The organism is Kribbella sp. VKM Ac-2566 (assembly GCF_004366005.1).
Lineage (GTDB): Bacteria > Actinomycetota > Actinomycetes > Propionibacteriales > Kribbellaceae > Kribbella > Kribbella pratensis.
The window spans coordinates 359,435-376,343 of sequence record NZ_SODT01000016.1; the positions used below are offsets into that span (position 1 = coordinate 359,435).

The window sequence follows — 16,909 nt, forward strand, 5'->3', positions numbered from 1 at the left end:
CGCCTGTGACGATCGCCGAGCTGGTCCAATCGGCGTACGAGCGATTCCGTACCGTCGGCGACGGCACGGTGAGTGATGTCTATCCCGCCTTGGCCCGGGTTGATCCGACCGCGTTCGGAGTCTGTGTCGCGGCCACCGACGGCCGGCTGTTCGAGGCGGGTGAGTCGCGCCGGCCGTTCACCGTCATGAGTGTCGCCAAGCCGTTCGTGTTCGCGCTGGTCTGCGACGCGGTCGGTGTCGACGCCGTACGCAAGCTCGTCGGTGTGAACGCGACCGGACTGCCGTTCAACTCGGTGAAGGCGGTCGAGCAGTCCGCGGCCGGCCGCACGAATCCCATGGTGAACGCCGGTGCGATCGCGACAACCAGCCTGACGCCGGGTGGCTCCGTGGAGGACCGCTGGCAGTTCCTCGTCGACGGTCTGTCGCGGTTCGCAGGGCGCGAGCTCGTGATGGACGAGGACGTACTGGCGTCGGCTCTGGCGACGAACCACCGGAACCGGGCGCTCGCCGCGCTGTTGCGCAGTGTCGACGGTCTGGCCGGGGATCCCGCCGAGGCGACCGAGCTGTACACCAGACAGAGCTGCCTGTCGGTCACCGCGGCGGACCTCGCAGCGATGGGCGCGACGCTGGCGGACGGCGGCGTGTGCCCGACGACCCGGCAACGCGTGGTCGACTCCGATGTCGCTCGGGTGTCGCTGGCGGTGATGACGATCGCCGGACTGTACGAGACATCGGGGGACTGGCTGCTCGACGTCGGGGTTCCCGGTAAGAGCGGCATCGGCGGCGGCATCGTGACGGTCTCACCCGGTAAGGGCGCCATGGGAACCTTCGGGCCGCGGCTGGACCAGGCGGGCAACAGTGTCACAGGGCAACTCGCGGCGCAGTTCCTGGCCCGTCGACTCGGCCTGGACCTGCTCGCCTCGCAGCCGGTCCCACCCGCGGGCTGAGCGCTACGGAGCGGCGAGCGTGAGGGTGGTGGTGGCGGACTTGCCGGCCCGCTCGTAGGTGAGCTCGAGGGCGTCTCCGGCCTGACGGGTCAACGTCGCGACGACGATCTGCTCAGCGCTGACGGCTGGGTCGCCGTCGATCCTGGTGATGATGTCCCCGGCCTTCAGCCCGGCCTTCGCGGCTGGGCCGCCGGTGTCGACCGCGAGCACGAAGAGCCCGGTCGGGGATCCCGCGGCCTTGGCCACCGCGGGTGGTATCTCCTGGACCTGGAGGCCGGTCGTGGGGTGGCCGGGTTGCCCGGTTCGGATCAGCTGGTCGGCGATCGGTTTCGCCAGGTCGACCGGGATCGCGAAGCCGAGGCCGACACTTCCGCCGCCACTGGTACCGGCCGCATCCGGGACCGTGGCGATGGCGGCGTTGACGCCGACCAGACGCCCGGCGCAGTCCACCAGGGCGCCTCCGCTGTTGCCGGGGTTGATGGCCGCATCCGTCTGGATCGCGCCGATGAGATGGTGAGTCACCCCGTCGCCCGGCACCGGCACGTAGCGGTCCAGCGCGCTGACGATGCCGGAGGTGACGGTGCTGGACAGCCCGAGCGGAGCGCCGAGCGCCACCACCGGCTGGCCGACCTGCAGCGGTCCTGACGACCCCATGGAGATCAGCGGGTAGTCCTTCGCGCCGTCGGCGGCCTTGAGCACGGCCAGGTCGGTGCTCGGATCACGACCCACGATCGCGGCGTCCGAGCTCTGACCGTCGCTGTACTGGACGGAGACGGTGCCACCGCCCGCGGCGACCGAGATGACGTGGTCGTTGGTCAGGATGTACCCGCCTGCTTTGAAGATCTGCCCGGAACCTGTCCCGGCTTGGGCGCCTCGGCGAGCCGAGATGGTGACGACCGACGGCAGGACCTGGTTCGCGACCGGGATCGCGGCGCACATCGCCGTACCGGGGTCCGCCGCGTCGACGGATGACGACGCGACCGCGGCACTGTCGCGGCGCCGGACGGTCACGACCACGAGCGCGATGACCAGCGCGGCCACGATCACGCCCTCCGCGATCACCATCCACAGCAGGCGGCTGTGACCGGGTGGGGCTTGAGATTCCGGTGGCATGTCGTGCTCGACACTCCCTTCATCCTATCGAGCGTAGGTTCGGGGTACGGGCGGCAGCTCACCCGATCCGGGTGAATGCGCGGCGACCGCCCGGTCGAAGTACAGGTACGCGACGGCCGCGGACGCGACCGGCATCGCCAGTGCGAACAGGATCGACGACACGACATTGATCAAGGTGGCCGGCCAGTCCGTGCCGAGCAGCATCGCGATCCCCGCGACGGGCCCGGCCGCCAGCGCGAGTCCGACGACGATCGCCAGTGGTACGGCGGTTCGCCACCACCGTCCCTTCACCAGCACGCGGCTGCGTCTGAGCGCCGTACGGCCGGAGCACTGCTCGGCCAGGACGGCTGGTATGGCAAAAGCCCGACTCACCGCGTAGTAGATGGCGACAGGGATCGTCGCGACGAAGATCGTGAGGACGGTGATCACCAGGACGTACTGCCCGGCGGCGCGGGTCAGCGGTCGCCGGTCGGCAACCACCCGGCGCAGCGCGGCGTCGGTCGTCGCCGGGACACCTCGATCCAGTTGGTCGAGCGTTGCCGTGACGGCCGCGAGCAGAGCGACGTACGTCGCCATGGTCAGGATCGTGACCCCCAACGCGACCAGCGAGGCCCAGAAACTGGTCGCATCGTCGGTCGGAGCGCCGAGATCGGCGGGCGCGTCGTGCCTGGCTGTTTGCAGTCTGGCCAACAGCACGGTCACCAGGCCGAGCACTGCGAAGGCCGTGGCGAAGCCGGCGAACAGGCCTGGTCGGCGCCGGAACAAGCGGAGCGCGGCAACGATCGCCTGGCCCCAGGCCCGCCGCTTCCGTGCCGGAAGGGGATCGGCGTCGCTCCAGCGTGTACGGCTCGCCGCGAACCAGATCAGCACCACCAGTGCGGCGAGCAGGAGGCCGAGCAACCAGGTCCGGTCGAGTGTCTGGCGGAGCAAGATCGATCCGGTGCCGATCGCCGTACAGAAGGCGTCGGTACCGCTCGGCCCCAGCACGGTGCCCGCCGGCACCGTGTTGCTGTCGTCGCGCCAGGTCGACTCGGCGTCCTGGATGGGTTCGGTCCAGGAGGTCTTCATGTTCGGTCCGGTCGGACCGTCGAAGAACGACCGCTGCCGTTCGCCCCAGCGTCCCTCGAAGGCCAGCCAGGGATACTGCTTCAGATAGTCACTGCGGGCCATCGGTACGTAGGCGACGCGGGGCCGGATCGCGGCCTGTGGCCTGGTGGTGTCGTCGCACCCCAGGCCCTCCGAACCGCGGCCGAGATACAGGCGCCGGCCGTACTTGTTGGCGTGTGAGCCTGCCGCGGGATAGACGACCGGATGCGTCCCGTCGACGAGCTCGAGCTTCGCGTCGCCCCACCGGGCACGTTCCGCTCCGCCGTGCTGGCTGAAGCCCACCGCCGTCGGGTGTGTCGTCAGTGCGGCGGAAGGCGTCGCCGCATCGAACACGAGCCGGATCGACTCCCAGTCGCCTTCGTGGGTGTTGTTGTAGTCGTTGAAGACGTAGAAGAACCAGTATTCGAGCGAGAGCTGCCCGGGGAACCCGGGATCTGCGGCGACATGTGCGTAGACGGTCGCCGGATGCGCGGCGTTGATACGCGCGGACCACTCGGCATAGTCGCAGCCCGGCCGAAGAGGATCGCCGGGAAAGTCCAGGAAGTGCCCCGGGAACACGAGGCCGAGGTCGCTGGCCTTCGGCTGGGCCTTCACCAGGTCCGGCGGTCGCCACGGGCCGCGAAGTGCGACCTGCTGGTCGCCCAGGACAGCTTCGACATCGGTGGGCTGGAACTGCTCGCCGTTCGCGCAGTCGGCCGAGTCCTCCTGGAGCCTGACCACGGGCGAGTACCGTTCGGCCAACATCCGTGCGGCGGTGTCTTGCGGTTCCTCCGCGGCGACGGCGTGATCAGGGTGCCAGAGGATCGCCACGGTGATCAGGGCGGACAGCGCCAGTGCCAGAGCTCGCCTCCGGTAGATCACCGCGTCTCACCCGATCCGGGTGATGCCGCTGCTGGAGCGTCGCCACAAGAGGATCGCGAGCAGGCCCACGGCGACCGGCACGAACTGGACGGCGACTCGCCAGACGAGCAGCCCCGCCACGAGATCCGTCGCCTCGACCGCACTGTGGTTCGAGACGAAGGCGGCGTACGTCGCATCCAGAATTCCCGCGCCCATCAGTGGCAGACCGGTCAGCGGATAGATGACCAGGAAGCTGCAGAACAGGATCAGGAGGACCGGGCCGTCGACCTGGACGCCGACGAAAGCCAGACAGAGTACGAGAACGCCTGCCTCGACGACGATCAGGATCAGTTGACTGAGTACGGCGAGCCAGCCACGCTGCTGCATCCGATGCGCACTGTGCGACTGGAACGAGACCAGCCGCTGCTCCCACACCTCGGGTCCTGGACGCGCTGGGCGTACTCGGCGGATCAACCGGCCCAGCAGGCGTCCGAGCATCGCGGCGGTCCGCTCGGCACGCAAGGCATAGAGCGTGCCGGCGAGGAGTACGGCGGCGCCTGCGCCGAACACCAAGGCGGACCAGGCGAAGGGCGCATAGAACTCGCGGCCCGCCCAGAAGACGGCAAAACCCATCACGGGTGCGCCCAGCCGGGCGACGTAGAACAGGATGGTCCCGAGGGTCAGTCCGGACGCGGCGTCCGTACTGTCGATGCCCCACGATCGCAACATGGCGAGCCGGATCACGACGTCGCCGGGAGAGGGGGCGATCGTGGCGACGGCCGCCGCGGCGACATCGCTGACCATCGCCCGCAGGTAGCTCAGACCGGCGACGAAGAGCGCGATCGGAGCGGCAAGTACCGAGCGACGGATCAGCATCGCGACCAGGAGTACGGCGATCTGCCAGAGGCTCAGGTGGGTGAGGGCATGCCCGACCTCATGCCAGTCGACGCCGCGGAGCAGCCGGAGCAGCAACCAGGCCACGACCGCGACGAGAACCACCCGGCCAAGGCGTACCAGCGGCTTCGGGATCCTTCGCGGTGCCGGGGGGACGGTCGGCAGCACCGGTTGAGGGGACTCGGCCACGTCACCCAGCCTGCGGTCCGGAACCACGGCGACCATCCCCCGATCCGGGGGAGTCGGCGACGCGCCAGGCGCAGCAGAGTCGTGGCGCCGGGCCGTGAAAGGGGCGTTCCCATGGGCCACTACGTCATCCGGGTCAATGGCAACCTGTCGCGCGAACTGACCGACGCGTTCCCTTCACTGGCTGCGGATGCGGAGCCGGCGCAGACAGTTCTGCACGGCTACCTGGCCGACCAGGCGGCGCTGGCCGGCATCCTCAACCACTTGGACATGCTCGGCGTCGACATCATCGAGGTCATGCAGGTCCCACCGGCCCGTCGGCCGGACGGCAGGGTCGAGTAGCCCGGTGTGGCCCGTCGTCGGCGCGGTCCTGCCGCAGGCGACGGCGATCGCCCTGAGTCCCTGGTACCGCTGCTGTCCCTTTGCTGGTGGTGGGTTGGGTCGGAGATGATTGGAGATAATTGGAGCGGTCGCGCGCGCTGCTACCTTCAACGCGCGCGACCTCGGCAGCTGATAAACCCGCGGGTGTTTCAGTACCTGTTCATCCGGTGCCCCGCAAGCCCCCGATCATGTATCGGCGACCACGCGAATGCTCTTCAGGGACGGGTCAGCTGCGTCAGGGATGACCATGGTGGCTGTCTTCCCGGAGCGGAGGTAGTCGATGACGCCGGCCGAGATGCGTTCGCCGGGGAGGATCACGGGGATGCCCGGCGGGTACGGCGTGACCTGCTCGGCGGCGATCCGGTCGGCAGCCTCCTCGACCGGCACGGTCTCCTGGGCGGCGAAGAAGGCTTCCCGCGGGAGCATCACCTGTTCGAGCTCGAGGTCCCGCGGCTCCGGGAGTACGACGCTGCTCGGCGCGGGCAGCGAGGTCCGGGTCAGGTCACCGAGGGCAGACACCAACCGGTCGGTCCGTTCCGGGGTGTCGGCGAACGTGAGCTGGGCGAGGATGCGGCGATGGTCGGAGAGGCCGACGTTCACGGCCCGTTCTTCGCGGAGCCAGTCGGCGGCCTGGTAGCCGGAGATACCGGCGTCGAGGGTGTCGATCATGATCTGCAGCCGGTCGAGGTCGTGTGACGCTTCCTTGGCCACGAGTTGTTTCTCGATGACGCGTAGCCCAGGCAGCTCGTCGATCGACGCACGTACGGCGTGAGCCAGGCGGAGCGCGGAGCCGAGCAGTTCCCGACCGTCGCGGACCATCTGCCGGCGCCATCCGTCCATCGCGGCGTACAGCAGGACGTTCGGGCTCGTCGTGGACAGCAGGTCCGCGCTCTGCTTCAGCCGGACCGGGTCGATCAGGTCACCTTGCAGATGGAAGACCGAGCCTTGCTCGAACCCGGCGCCCATCTTGTGCACGGACACGACGCAGACATCGGCGTCGGCATCCATCGCCCACGTCGGCAGGTCGTCGTGGAACGGCAGGTGGGCGCCCCAGGCTTCGTCCACGATCAGAGGTTTGCCATGGTCATGGCAGACCCGCGCGATGGACTTCAGGTCGCTGCAGGTCCCGTACGGCGACGGGCTGGTGACCAGTGCGCCGACCGCCTCCGGGTGCTCGGCGAATGCCTCGTCGTACGCCTCCGGACTGGGCGGATGCGCCAGGTGCAGCTCCCGATCCCATCGCGGCCGGACCCATACCGGCTGGATGCCTGTCAGCGTCAGGCCGGCGATCACGGACTTGTGGGCGTCGCGGCCGACAAGCATGGTTTCGCCGGGCGCGGCGACGGCCATCATGGCGCTCTTCACCGAAAGAGAGCTGCCACAGGTCGAGAAGAACGCCTGCTGTGCACCGACTGCGTCGGCCATGAGTTCCTGCGCGCGCTCCAGGACCCTGTTGCTCGATCGGCGATCGTCGAGAGCGCCAGTGGCGAGCACGTCGGAGTGGAAAACCTCCGGTCCGAGCACCTGGCGTACGGCGTCGTCCGCGCCGAGGCCCTGTTTGTGTCCAGGCGGAGCGAAGTCGACGTATCCGCGGTCGTGGTACTCCGCGAGCGCGTCCAGAACGGGGCTCTCGTCGTGATCCATACCTGCCAGGTGCCCGGACCGTTTCGGAGATATTCCGGGACCGCGAACGGACAGTGCGCGACCGGTCACGTGGGCGGCGGTTGCTTCGGCGGGCGGGTGGTCGGCAGGGTGTGGGTGCCGTCGCAGAACGGGGGGATGCCGCTGCGCCCGCAGCGGCACAGCGCGATCGTACGGCGGCCGGCTGGTATCGGATCGCCGTTCTCGTCCAGGAGGTCGAACTCGCCGCGGACGAGCAGCGGACCGTCGGGGTACGCACGGATCTCGGTCATGTGGTCGCGGTACCCACCGATGAGCGGTTCTACGAAGAACCCGCGGGTACCGAACCAGCATGCAGCTACCACCACCACGGGGGCCGCTCAGCACCTGGCTGACGACGAGTCTCAGACAATCCGATGCGCCGCCCCGATCCGTCGAGGTCGGCGCGACCACGTGTCCGTACGCCGATGACGACCTCCAGGTCGCGCTCTGGATCGCCTACGAGTTGTATTACCGCGGCTTCGACGACGTAGAGCCCGAACGCCAATGGGATCCGCACATCGTTGCCTTCCGATCCAGCCTGGAGCGGCCATGGAGTGAGTGGCTGGAAGCCAACTGCCGCGTCACTGCGAGCAAGCAACCTGTCGCGACGCAGCTACGGACGCTGATCGACGCCGCCGACGGTCCGCGACTGGCGCCGTACCTGCGTCGGCATGCGACACGCGAGCAGTTCCGGGAGTTCGTGCTGAACCGGTCCGTGTACCAACTCAAGGAGGCCGACCCGCACAGCTTCGGTATCCCGCGCCTGGACGGTGCCGCCAAGGCCGCGCTGGTCGAGATCGAGGCCGACGAGTACGGCGGTGGCCGGCGCGAGCGGATGCATTCGGAGCTGTTTCGTACGACGATGCGCTGGCTGGGCCTCGACGACGCGTACGGTCGCTACGTTCCCGACGTACCCGCCGTCACGCTGGCGGTGTCGAACGTGATGTCGCTGTTCGCACTGCACTCTCGGTGGACGGCCGCACTCCTCGGTCACTTGGCGGCGCTCGAGATGACCTCCACACTTCCCAACCGGCAGTACGCGACCGGAGCCGTGCGGCTCGGTGCCTCGGAGGACCAGGCCCGCTACTTCACCGAGCACGTCGAGGCCGACGCCGTCCACGAGCAGATCGCCGCGCACGACCTGTGCGGCAGCTACGTGCAGGAACATCCCGACGCGATCGGCGACGTACTGTTCGGCGCCCGTTGCGCTCTGACACTGGACGATCTCTCGGCCGACCACCTGCTGACCAAGTGGAACGCGACCACACCTTCAGCACGCCGCTGCGGCTGACAACCATCGTTTCTCACCGGGTACCGGGCCGGTGTGAGCATCGCCTATCTCGATCGGGGCCGGTGCTGGACGAACGGGTACTGGGCCAGCGCGGTGATTCATCTTGCGGCCGTGGCCTTCGATTCCGCCGTACTGCGACTGTTGTCAAAGGCAACTCTGATGCCGGCGCTCGCATGGTGGGTGCGCTCATGCGAGGGTCCACCGCTGCTCGTTGCCGCGCTGTTCGCGTCCGCAGCCGGTGATCTCCTGATGGAGCTCAACTTCGTGCTGCCCGGGATGGCGATGTACGCGGCCGCCCATGCCTGCTACGTGGCGCTGTTCAGCCAAGGAGCGCGGCGGAGATCATGGCAGGTGCTCGCGGCCTACGGAGTCGTGTATCTGGCGTCGATGGTTGCGTTGTGGCCCGGGCTCGGCGTTTACCGCGGACCGGTGACGGCCTACGCGATCATGCTCACGGCGACCGCGGTGACGTCGTGGTGGTACGGCGGGCGGGCGGGCCTGGGCGGAGCTTTGTTCCTGGCCTCGGACGCGATGATCGGCGCTGGACTCGCGGGTCATGACTTCCCGCTCCGCAACCTGCTTCTCAAGACTGCGTACGGCGCCGGCCAGTACCAGATCGCACTGGGCGTCCTGAGCGCGGGAAGCGTTGGGGATCAGTCCGGGGGCTCGACGGGGCGGCCCTCTGTGCCGGTTGTTACGTCCTCGTCCTGAGGAGCACGGCGTCCGTCATCGGTCGGCTCCGGGCCGGGGGACCGTTGCCCTTCGTCGTGCTCGACCTTGTCGAAATCCAGGCCGCCTTTCTCGAGCTCGTCGTTCTCCAACGCCTCGTTGAGCTCGGTGTCGCTGACGGTCTTGTGCTTGTCATCAGGATTGGGCCGGTCGAAACTCATCGTCGCCTCCTGGGTCGGATGCCGACCCGGTATCCCGGCCGAAGCCCGCTCAACCCTCGGCGTTGTCAGCGATTCGATGACGAACAGTCATGTCATCGAATCGATGACATGATATCTCAGAAAGAGCGTGTTGAGGCGACGGCTGCGCGTCGAAAGAGATGTGAGGGCGATGGCCGTTGGCGACGTCGAAACCTACTGCGAGAACGGCATCTGGAAGACCCGGTGGTGCGGCAGCACAAAGCCGTTTTCCACCGGCGGTGGAAAACAACGACAGGTCAGCCGAGGCGCGACGGTGGCCCAGTGGTACGGCGTCGACCACATCGTCACGAACCCCGACGGCACCATCGCCGAACACAACTCGTACCACTACCGCAGACAGGACCTCGCGAGCTGACGCATCGACTCAGCGGGGGAGTTTGCGGGTCTCGATCAGCTGCTGGGCGACGTCGCGCAGTTTGGTGTTGGTGTCCTGGGAGTAGCGCCGCAGGACAGCGAAGGCCTGATCGCCGTCCAGGTCGAAGCGTTCCATCAGGATGCCCATCGCCTGTCCGACCAGCTTGCGGGCATCCACGGCCTGGGCCAGGTCTACTTCATGGCGGGCGGTGGCCACCGCGACAGAGGCGTGCCGGGCCAGGATGTGGGCGATTGCCTCGTCGTCGACGGTGAATGCGTTCGGCTCTGCGTGGTACAGCGACAGGACGCCGGTGGTCTGGCCGTTGACCTTCATCGGGACGTGGAGTGCGCTTCCGATTCCGGCGTTCACGGCGGCGGGTTGCCAGCACGGCCAGCGGTCGTCGGTCGCGACATCGTGAACAGTGACCGTCCGGCCGGACAACGCGGTCAGCAGTGGACCCTCGCCGGCGTCGATCTGGAACCGGTACAACGTCTCGACGACCGGGTCGGTGACAGCCCCGACCTCCGCGCGGCCACCGCGGGCGATGAGCGCGACACCCGCATGAGTGCAGTCGGCGGCATGTAACGCGAACTGCACCACGGCCTCCAGGGTCTCGTCCACCCCCGCAGCGTCGTGCAACTCCAGCGCGAACTGCGCGAACCTGCCCGCGTCGAACACTTCGGCGGGCTCTGTCAGGGACATCTCGGTCTCCAAGCGGGATGCGCGGTTGTGGTGGTGCACCCCGGTCGCCGAGCCCAGCCGATGCCGTGGTGCCTAACCCTGGTCTCGCATTTGTTCATTGATCCGCAGGGCGTCTGCGAGCTGATCTTCCAAGATGATGATTCGACAGGCCGCCTCGAGCGTGGTGCCCTGGTCGACGAGTTCGCGCGCCCTGGCCGCGAGGCGCAGCTGGTAACGCGAGTAGCGGCGATGACCACCGTCGGAGCGCTGCGGGTCGATCAGTTTTGCCTCGCCCAGGCTCCGGAGGAAACCCGGCGTGGTTCCGAGCATCTCGGCGGCCCGGCCCATGGTGAAGGCCGGATAGTCGTCATCGTCGAAGCTGGCCGGCCCGTCGGCCGGTTCTGAGCTCATCGGAGTCTCCGTGTGTCTGGGGTCATCGAGCCTCCACGCCCCGGCGCGTTCTTTTCTGTCAACACCAGGAAGATTACATCGACCGATTCCGAATGTCTATGCTCGCCACGATAGATATTGCGACGAGTCCATGACAGCTTCGGCGGGTCAGCTGACTACGGCGCGCTTCTTCTCGAGGCGTGCGGGATCCGGCCATCTCACGTCGTACGCCCACCCGAACCGTTCGAACTGTTTGATGAGCCAGGCGTTGATGTCGATCTGTCCCTTGAGTACGCCGTGGCGTGCGCACGTGGGGTCGGCGTGATGGAGGTTGTGCCATGACTCGCCCTGGCTGAGGATGGCCAGCCACCAGACGTTGCCCGACCTGTCTCGGGCCGTGAAGGGTTTCTTGCCGGAGACGTGACAGATCGAGTTGATCGAGAAGGTGACATGGTGCATGAGGGCGACACGGACCAGAGTGCCCCAGAAGAAGCCGGTAGCGGCACCGTGCCACGACCTGTCCCACAGCCCGCCGATGAGCGCGGGCGCCAGCAGCGAGATCGCCGCCAGCCAGCGGAAGTGCCGCGAGATCGCTGCCAGGTCGCGGTCATGCAGGAGGTCCGGCGCGTAGTGCTTGGGGTCGGCCCGATCTTGGCCCCACAGCACCCATCCGGCATGGGCGAAGACGAATCCCTTGGTCACCGCCCACGCGCTGGTGCCGTAGCGCCAGGGGGAGTGCGGATCTCCCTCGCGATCGGAGAACTTGTGGTGTTTGCGGTGGTCGGCCACCCAGCGGATCACCGGCCCTTCGAGCGCCATGCTCCCGGCGATCGCGAGTGCGATCTTCAGGCCGCGCCTGCTCTTGAACGAGCCGTGGGTGAAGCATCGGTGATACCCGGCACCGATGCCGGTGGTCGTGATCACGTAGAACACGATCAGGACGACGACGTCGTGCCACCCGATCCAGCCGCCCCAGGCGAAGACGATCGCCGGCAGCAGCGCGATGGTGGGTACGACGATGAACACCCAGATGAGCGCCCGCTCGAGGGGTCCGCCGACGGCTTGGAACTCGATCGGAGCCGAGGCGTCCGCACTTGCTGATGTACTCATGGCCCACTCCTGCACCCGCGCATGGCGGACGACCACAGCAGCCTCGGCTCACTACGCATACCAGTACAGGTGCCCGCATCCGTCAGCTGCCATGCGTTGTGCGCACCGCAGAGCACCCCGGCAAAGCAGGGCGTGGACGTGCGGTGGATGGGGTACCGCGTGCGGGGTGAGTGAAAACGAGTGCCTGATCGAGGCGAGTGTCGAGGACGTGTTCGCGATTCTCACGAACGGCTGGTCGTACGCCGCGTGGGTGGTGGGCGCGTCGAGGATCCGGGACGTCGACCCGCCGTGGCCGGAGCCCGGTGGCCGGATCCATCACTCGGTGGGTGCGTGGCCTTTCCTGCTGGACGACACCACGAAGGTCCTCGAATACGAGCCGCTGCAGCGGCTGCGACTGCAGCTCCGGGTCTGGCCCGCGGGGTACGGCGAGGTGGAGTTCCGGGCGACGAAGACCTCGGACGGGTGCTGCCGCTTGGTGATGACCGAGCGGGCCACCAGCGGCCCGATCGCGCTGTTGCCGGAGCGACTGGCCGACCTGATGCTGCACCCCCGCAACGCCGAGGCGCTTCGCCGCCTCAAACTCCTGGCGGAGAAGCGCTCCTGACGTGCGCTGTCAGGAATCGGACTCGGTGGGGAGATGCTGCTCCACGGCGGTCTTGATGCCGGACAGGGTTTGTTGGAGTTCGTCGTCGACCGGAGTGGGGTCGGTGGTGTGCAGGCGGACCGTCAGTTTCGACGTTCCGTCGGCGACGAAGTCGACGATGAGCTCGCCGTGGTAGTCGTGGGCGCCCTCGGTGCTCCACCGGAGGATGCGGTCCTCGGCGAGGACGTCGACCCAGCCCTCCCGGCGCCCGCCGGCGGCGGTGACGTCGATCTCTTCGTGCACGGCTTGGTGCGGCCGCCGGGCCTCGGGGCCCTGCGCTTCCACGGGGGTCGCCTTGGTGCGGTGCAGTGCGGTCAGCTGCGGCAGGTACTCAGGCAGATGGTCGAGGTCCGACAGTCGGTCGAACAGGATGTTCGGCGCGACGTCGACGGTGGTCCAGGCTTCGTGGCTGGTCATGAGTGCTCCTTGTGCAGGCGGAGCTCGGGGAGGATTTCGGTGCGGTAGAGGTTCATCATGTCGACGGTGTGCGGGCCGATGTTGGCGACGTACACCTCGTCGAACCCGGCCTCGACGTACGGCGTGAACGCGTCGACGTGGACGTCCGCCTTCGGGCCGCAGGCAACGGACTGCGCCGTGGACTCCTTGGTCACCAGCTGGCTGGCCTGCTCGAAGTGCCGCGGTGACGGGAGCACCTGGGCGAGCTCGCCGGGGACGCCGGCGTTGGCCCAGATCCGGTGGGCCTGTTCGATGCCTTCGTCTTCGGTCGGCGCGTAGCTGACCTTGAACCCGGCCTGCGCCGGCTTCGACCCGCCGCCGTTGTCGCGGAAACGCTGCAGCAGGTCGCGGTCGGGTGCGGTGGTGATGTAGCCGTCGGCGATCCGCGCCGCGACATCGGTTGCCTCAGGCCCGAATCCGGACATGTAGATCGGCAACGGCTCCTGCGGCCGGGTGTAGATCCGCGCGGTGTCGACCGTGTAGTGCTTGCCGTGATGGTTGACGAATCCGTCCTCGGTCCACAGCCGGCGCATGATCTCGACCGCTTCCTCGAGCATTTCCAGCCGTACGTCGAGCGTGGGCCAGACCGTGCCGAGGATGTGCTCGTTCAACGCCTCACCGGTCCCGACCCCGAGCGTGAACCGTCCGTTCAGCAGTACGGCGCTGGTCGCGGCCGCCTGCGCGATCACGGCCGGATGGATCCGTACCGTCGGACAGGTGACCGCGGTCGTCACCGGCAGCTCGCACACCTGGGAGATCGCGCCGATCGTCGACCAGACGAACGCGCTCTCGCCCTGCTCGTCGTTCCAGGGATGGAAGTGATCGCTGATCCACAAGCCGTCGAACCCGGCCTCTTCGGCCATCCGGGCCTGCTCGATCAGTTCAGCGGGCGAGTATTCCTCGCTGGACAAGAAGTATCCGATCTTCACGCGCACCTCCGCGTTGCTCGTCACCCATCGGGTGCCCGATGTCGTGTTCTCCAATCGCCGGGCCTGTTACCGGCGGTTGCGGCCCCAGGAGACCGCTGCCGCAGTAGCGCCTGCGGCGAATGCTCCGACCAGTCCGCGATGCCTGGAGGCCCAGGTCTGGAGACTGCGCGGCGTCGACCGTTCGTCGAACGCCCCGTGAGCGCCGTAGTCGCGCTCCTCGTCGGCCGGTTCCCACAGATTCGCGGCCTTCTCGGGGGGCTGGTCGCTCTGTTGTCCCTTGTAGCCGGTGCGCGCCAGGTAGCGGTCCAGGAGTCCGGCGGCGAACTTGTTCGCGATCAGCGTGCCCACGGTCGGAGCCCCGACCCAGTACTCGCGCCGGCGCGGGTGATCGGCCGCGTAGACAACGGCGTCCGCGGCGACTTCCGGCTGAAAGATCGGCGGCACGGGCTGCGGGTGCTTCGGCAGCCGGGACAACACCCACGAGAACTGCGGTGTGTTGACGGCCGGCATCTGGACCATGGTCACGTGCACGTCGGACTTGTCGTGCAGCAGTTCGCACCGCAACGAGTCATGGAAACCCTGGATCGCGTGCTTCGCCCCGCAGTACGCCGACTGCAGCGGGATCCCGCGGTACGCGAGCGCCGACCCCACCTGCACGATCGCGCCGTGGTCGCGCGGCTTCATCCGGCGGAGCGCGGCCCGGGTTCCGTGGACGTACCCGAGATAGGTCACCTCGGTGGTTCGCTTGAACTCGCTGGGCTCGATCTCCAGGAACGGCGCGAACACCGACGAGAAGGCGACGTTCACCCAGACGTCGATCGGCCCGAGTTCCTTCTCCACCTGATCCGCGGCGGCCTCGACCTTTTCGTAGTCGGCGACGTCGACCTCGATCGGAAGCGCGGTTCCGCCGGCGGCGGTGACGTCACGGACGGCGCCTTCGAGTCCCGCCTCGCCGCGGGCAAGCAACGCGACCTTGTCGCCGCGCCGGGCGAAGGCGACCGCGCTCGCCCGGCCGATGCCGCCGCTGGCGCCGGTCACTACCACAACCTGTCCCACGCGATCCTCCTCAGGAGCTGGTCCGACCATCGAGCGGACGCCTCTCCGGTGACCACGACGGGCCGCTCGAAACCCGTTTGCTGCCGAACACCCCGGGTACCGGCCAGGACCGGCCGGGTCTCGTCGGGAGGATGGACATGAGCACGACAGTTGGCGACTACGTACTCCAGCGGCTGCGTGACTGGGGTGTCGAGCACGTCTTCGGGTACGCCGGGGACGGCATCAACGGACTGCTCTCCGCGTGGCAGAAGGCGGACAACCAGCCGCGGTTCGTCCAGGCCCGGCACGAGGAGATGGCGGCCTTCGAAGCGGTCGGGTACGCCAAGTTCACCGGCCGCGTCGGTGTCTGTACGGCGACCAGCGGGCCGGGCGCGATCCACCTGCTGAACGGGTTGTACGACGCGAAGCTCGATCACGTTCCTGTGGTGGCGATCGTGGGGCAGACGGCGCGGAGCGCGATGGGCGGCAGCTATCAGCAGGAGGTCGACCTGCACACGCTCTTCAAGGACGTCGCGTCCGACTACTGCGAGACGGTGATGGTCGCGGAGCAGCTGCCGAACGTCCTCGACCGGGCGATCCGGATCGCGGCGGCCCGGCGTACCGTGACCGCGCTGATCATCCCCTCGGACGTCCAAGAGTTGGAGTACACGGCGCCGTCGCACGCGTTCAAGATGGTGCCGTCGAGCCTGGACCTGACCTGGTCGGCGCCGGTCCCGGCGGCCGAGCAGCTCGAGCGGGCCGCGGAGATCCTGAACGCGGGTTCGCGGGTCGCGTTCCTGGTCGGTCAAGGTGCCCGTGGGGCGGCGAGCGAGGTCACGGAGCTCGCGGAGCTCACCGGAGCCGGTGTCGCGAAAGCCCTGCTGGGCAAGGACGTTCTGTCCGACGAGCTGCCGTGGGTGACAGGCTCGATCGGGCTGCTCGGGACGCGGCCGTCGTACGAGCTGATGACGGATTGCGACACCTTGCTGGTCGTGGGATCGAACTTCCCCTATTCGCAGTTCCTGCCCGAGTTCGGCAAGGCGCGGGCGATCCAGGTCGATCTCGATCCCACGATGGTCGGGATGCGGTACCCGTTCGAGGTGAACCTGGTCGGGGACGCGTCACGGACCCTGCGCGCGCTCATTCCGCTCGTGCAGCGCAAGGATGACCGGTCGTGGCGGTCGGGCGTCGAGAGCAACGTCAGGCGCTGGTGGGAGGTCATGGAACGTCGCGCGCACACCTCGGCGGATCCGATCAACCCGGAGCTGGTGTTCCACGAGTTGTCGCAGCGGCTGCCGCGCGACGCGATCCTCGCGGCGGACTCCGGATCGGCGGCGAACTGGTACGCGCGGCACATCCGGATGCGCGCAGACATGCGGGGATCGCTGTCCGGGACGCTGGCCACGATGGGTCCTGGTGTGCCGTACGTGATCGGCGCGAAGTTCGGGCTCCCGGACCGGCCCGGCTACGCGCTGGTGGGTGACGGCGCGATGCAGATGAACGGGATCAACGAGCTGATCACGATCGCGAAGTACTGGCAGGAGTGGGCGGATCCGCGCCTGGTGGTCGCCGTACTGCACAACAACGATCTGAACCAGGTGACGTGGGAACTGCGGGCGATGGGAGGCTCGCCCCAGTTCCTGCCTTCGCAGGAGCTGCCGGAGTTCCCGTACGCCGGGTACGCGAGGCTGCTCGGGCTGCACGGAGTGACGGCCGAGAAGCCCGAGGAGGTCGTGCCGGCCTGGGAGGAGGCGCTGCGGGCGGATCGCCCGTGCGTGGTCGAGTTCCGCACCGATCCCGCGGTGCCGCCGATTCCGCCGCATGCGACCTGGGACCAGATCGAGAAGGCGGCGGAGTCGATCGTGCGCGGTGACAGCGACCGTTCCTCGATGATCAAGCAGGGGTTCAAGTCCAAGGTCCAGGAGTTCCTGCCCGGCCGGTCCTGACGTTCTCAGGGTTT

19 protein-coding genes are annotated in these 16,909 nt (G+C 68.0%); 7 read left to right on the forward strand and 12 right to left on the reverse strand.

Translation table 11 applies throughout. The features are described from left to right. Positions 1–5: 5 nt before the first annotated feature. A complete protein-coding gene (glsA, locus tag EV647_RS41525; RefSeq protein ID WP_238177650.1) occupies positions 6–947 on the forward strand; it encodes a glutaminase A in 942 nt (313 codons plus the stop codon). A gap of 3 nt (positions 948–950) precedes the next feature. Here glsA and EV647_RS41530 read toward each other — a convergent pair whose 3' ends face one another. Genes EV647_RS41530 through EV647_RS41540 form a run of 3 tightly spaced genes read right to left on the reverse strand, consistent with a single transcriptional unit; the run spans position 951 to position 5,090 of the window. After that, positions 951–2,060: a S1C family serine protease gene (locus EV647_RS41530; RefSeq protein ID WP_202876504.1), complete on the reverse strand. Its 1,110-nt coding sequence runs from the start codon at positions 2,058–2,060 to the stop codon at positions 951–953. 24 nt (positions 2,061–2,084) lie between these two features. Further along, positions 2,085–4,028, reverse strand: coding sequence for a hypothetical protein (locus EV647_RS41535; protein WP_134013161.1), 1,944 nt, complete (start codon positions 4,026–4,028; stop codon positions 2,085–2,087). Between the two features lie 6 nt (positions 4,029–4,034). Continuing rightward, on the reverse strand, positions 4,035–5,090 hold the full coding sequence (locus EV647_RS41540) for a lysylphosphatidylglycerol synthase domain-containing protein (protein WP_166680565.1): 1,056 nt from the start codon (positions 5,088–5,090) through the stop codon (positions 4,035–4,037). Between the two features lie 111 nt (positions 5,091–5,201). Between EV647_RS41540 and EV647_RS41545 the strand changes: the two genes are divergently transcribed. Beyond that, positions 5,202–5,429: a hypothetical protein gene (locus EV647_RS41545; protein WP_134013165.1), complete on the forward strand. Its 228-nt coding sequence runs from the start codon at positions 5,202–5,204 to the stop codon at positions 5,427–5,429. 225 nt (positions 5,430–5,654) lie between these two features. Here EV647_RS41545 and EV647_RS43560 read toward each other — a convergent pair whose 3' ends face one another. After that, positions 5,655–7,112, reverse strand: coding sequence for an aminotransferase class I/II-fold pyridoxal phosphate-dependent enzyme (locus EV647_RS43560; protein ID WP_134013167.1), 1,458 nt, complete (start codon positions 7,110–7,112; stop codon positions 5,655–5,657). A 65-nt stretch (positions 7,113–7,177) separates the two neighbouring features. Then, positions 7,178–7,381 carry a CDGSH iron-sulfur domain-containing protein gene (locus EV647_RS41555; RefSeq protein ID WP_134013169.1) on the reverse strand — a complete coding sequence of 68 codons (204 nt, stop codon included), beginning with the start codon at positions 7,379–7,381 and terminating at the stop codon, positions 7,178–7,180. A gap of 59 nt (positions 7,382–7,440) precedes the next feature. Here EV647_RS41555 and EV647_RS41560 point away from each other — a divergent pair, with 59 nt between their 5' ends. Both EV647_RS41560 and EV647_RS41565 read left to right on the forward strand, forming a co-directional pair. Next, positions 7,441–8,421 (forward strand): iron-containing redox enzyme family protein, encoded by a 981-nt coding sequence (locus EV647_RS41560; protein WP_134013171.1) that lies wholly within the window; start codon positions 7,441–7,443, stop codon positions 8,419–8,421. A 33-nt stretch (positions 8,422–8,454) separates the two neighbouring features. After that, positions 8,455–9,132 (forward strand): lysoplasmalogenase, encoded by a 678-nt coding sequence (locus EV647_RS41565; RefSeq protein ID WP_134013173.1) that lies wholly within the window; start codon positions 8,455–8,457, stop codon positions 9,130–9,132. On the opposite strand, the gene EV647_RS41570 is transcribed toward EV647_RS41565, so the two are convergent. Then, on the reverse strand, positions 9,075–9,311 hold the full coding sequence (locus tag EV647_RS41570; protein WP_134013175.1) for a hypothetical protein: 237 nt from the start codon (positions 9,309–9,311) through the stop codon (positions 9,075–9,077). The two genes, EV647_RS41565 and EV647_RS41570, sit on opposite strands and share 58 nt — an antisense overlap. A gap of 169 nt (positions 9,312–9,480) precedes the next feature. Here EV647_RS41570 and EV647_RS41575 point away from each other — a divergent pair, with 169 nt between their 5' ends. Beyond that, a complete protein-coding gene (locus EV647_RS41575; protein WP_134013177.1) occupies positions 9,481–9,705 on the forward strand; it encodes a DUF2188 domain-containing protein in 225 nt (74 codons plus the stop codon). A 9-nt stretch (positions 9,706–9,714) separates the two neighbouring features. On the opposite strand, the gene EV647_RS41580 is transcribed toward EV647_RS41575, so the two are convergent. The 3 genes from EV647_RS41580 to EV647_RS41590 all read right to left on the reverse strand — a co-directional run bounded on the left by EV647_RS41580 (position 9,715) and on the right by EV647_RS41590 (position 11,886). Beyond that, a complete protein-coding gene (locus tag EV647_RS41580) occupies positions 9,715–10,407 on the reverse strand; it encodes a GAF and ANTAR domain-containing protein (RefSeq protein ID WP_134013179.1) in 693 nt (230 codons plus the stop codon). Positions 10,408–10,479: 72 nt separating this feature from the next. Beyond that, positions 10,480–10,797 carry a MerR family transcriptional regulator gene (locus EV647_RS41585; RefSeq protein ID WP_134013181.1) on the reverse strand — a complete coding sequence of 106 codons (318 nt, stop codon included), beginning with the start codon at positions 10,795–10,797 and terminating at the stop codon, positions 10,480–10,482. A gap of 147 nt (positions 10,798–10,944) precedes the next feature. Further along, positions 10,945–11,886, reverse strand: a complete 942-nt coding sequence (locus tag EV647_RS41590; protein WP_134013183.1) for a fatty acid desaturase — start codon at positions 11,884–11,886, stop codon at positions 10,945–10,947. Between the two features lie 166 nt (positions 11,887–12,052). Between EV647_RS41590 and EV647_RS41595 the strand changes: the two genes are divergently transcribed. Continuing rightward, positions 12,053–12,490: an SRPBCC family protein gene (locus EV647_RS41595; RefSeq protein ID WP_202870566.1), complete on the forward strand. Its 438-nt coding sequence runs from the start codon at positions 12,053–12,055 to the stop codon at positions 12,488–12,490. Positions 12,491–12,499: 9 nt separating this feature from the next. Here the strand turns inward: EV647_RS41595 and EV647_RS41600 are convergent, their stop codons facing one another. The 3 genes from EV647_RS41600 to EV647_RS41610 form a co-directional block, all read right to left on the reverse strand. Then, on the reverse strand, positions 12,500–12,946 hold the full coding sequence (locus EV647_RS41600) for an SRPBCC family protein (protein ID WP_133788613.1): 447 nt from the start codon (positions 12,944–12,946) through the stop codon (positions 12,500–12,502). After that, complete coding sequence (locus EV647_RS41605; RefSeq protein WP_134013187.1) at positions 12,943–13,914, reverse strand: TIGR03557 family F420-dependent LLM class oxidoreductase; 972 nt, start codon at positions 13,912–13,914, stop codon at positions 12,943–12,945. Before EV647_RS41605 ends, EV647_RS41600 begins: the two co-directional genes overlap by 4 nt. A gap of 66 nt (positions 13,915–13,980) precedes the next feature. Further along, positions 13,981–14,970, reverse strand: a complete 990-nt coding sequence (locus EV647_RS41610) for an SDR family oxidoreductase (protein ID WP_202871278.1) — start codon at positions 14,968–14,970, stop codon at positions 13,981–13,983. Positions 14,971–15,107: 137 nt separating this feature from the next. Here EV647_RS41610 and EV647_RS41615 point away from each other — a divergent pair, with 137 nt between their 5' ends. Then, positions 15,108–16,895, forward strand: a complete 1,788-nt coding sequence (locus tag EV647_RS41615; protein ID WP_134013191.1) for a thiamine pyrophosphate-requiring protein — start codon at positions 15,108–15,110, stop codon at positions 16,893–16,895. Positions 16,896–16,909: the final 14 nt, after the last annotated feature.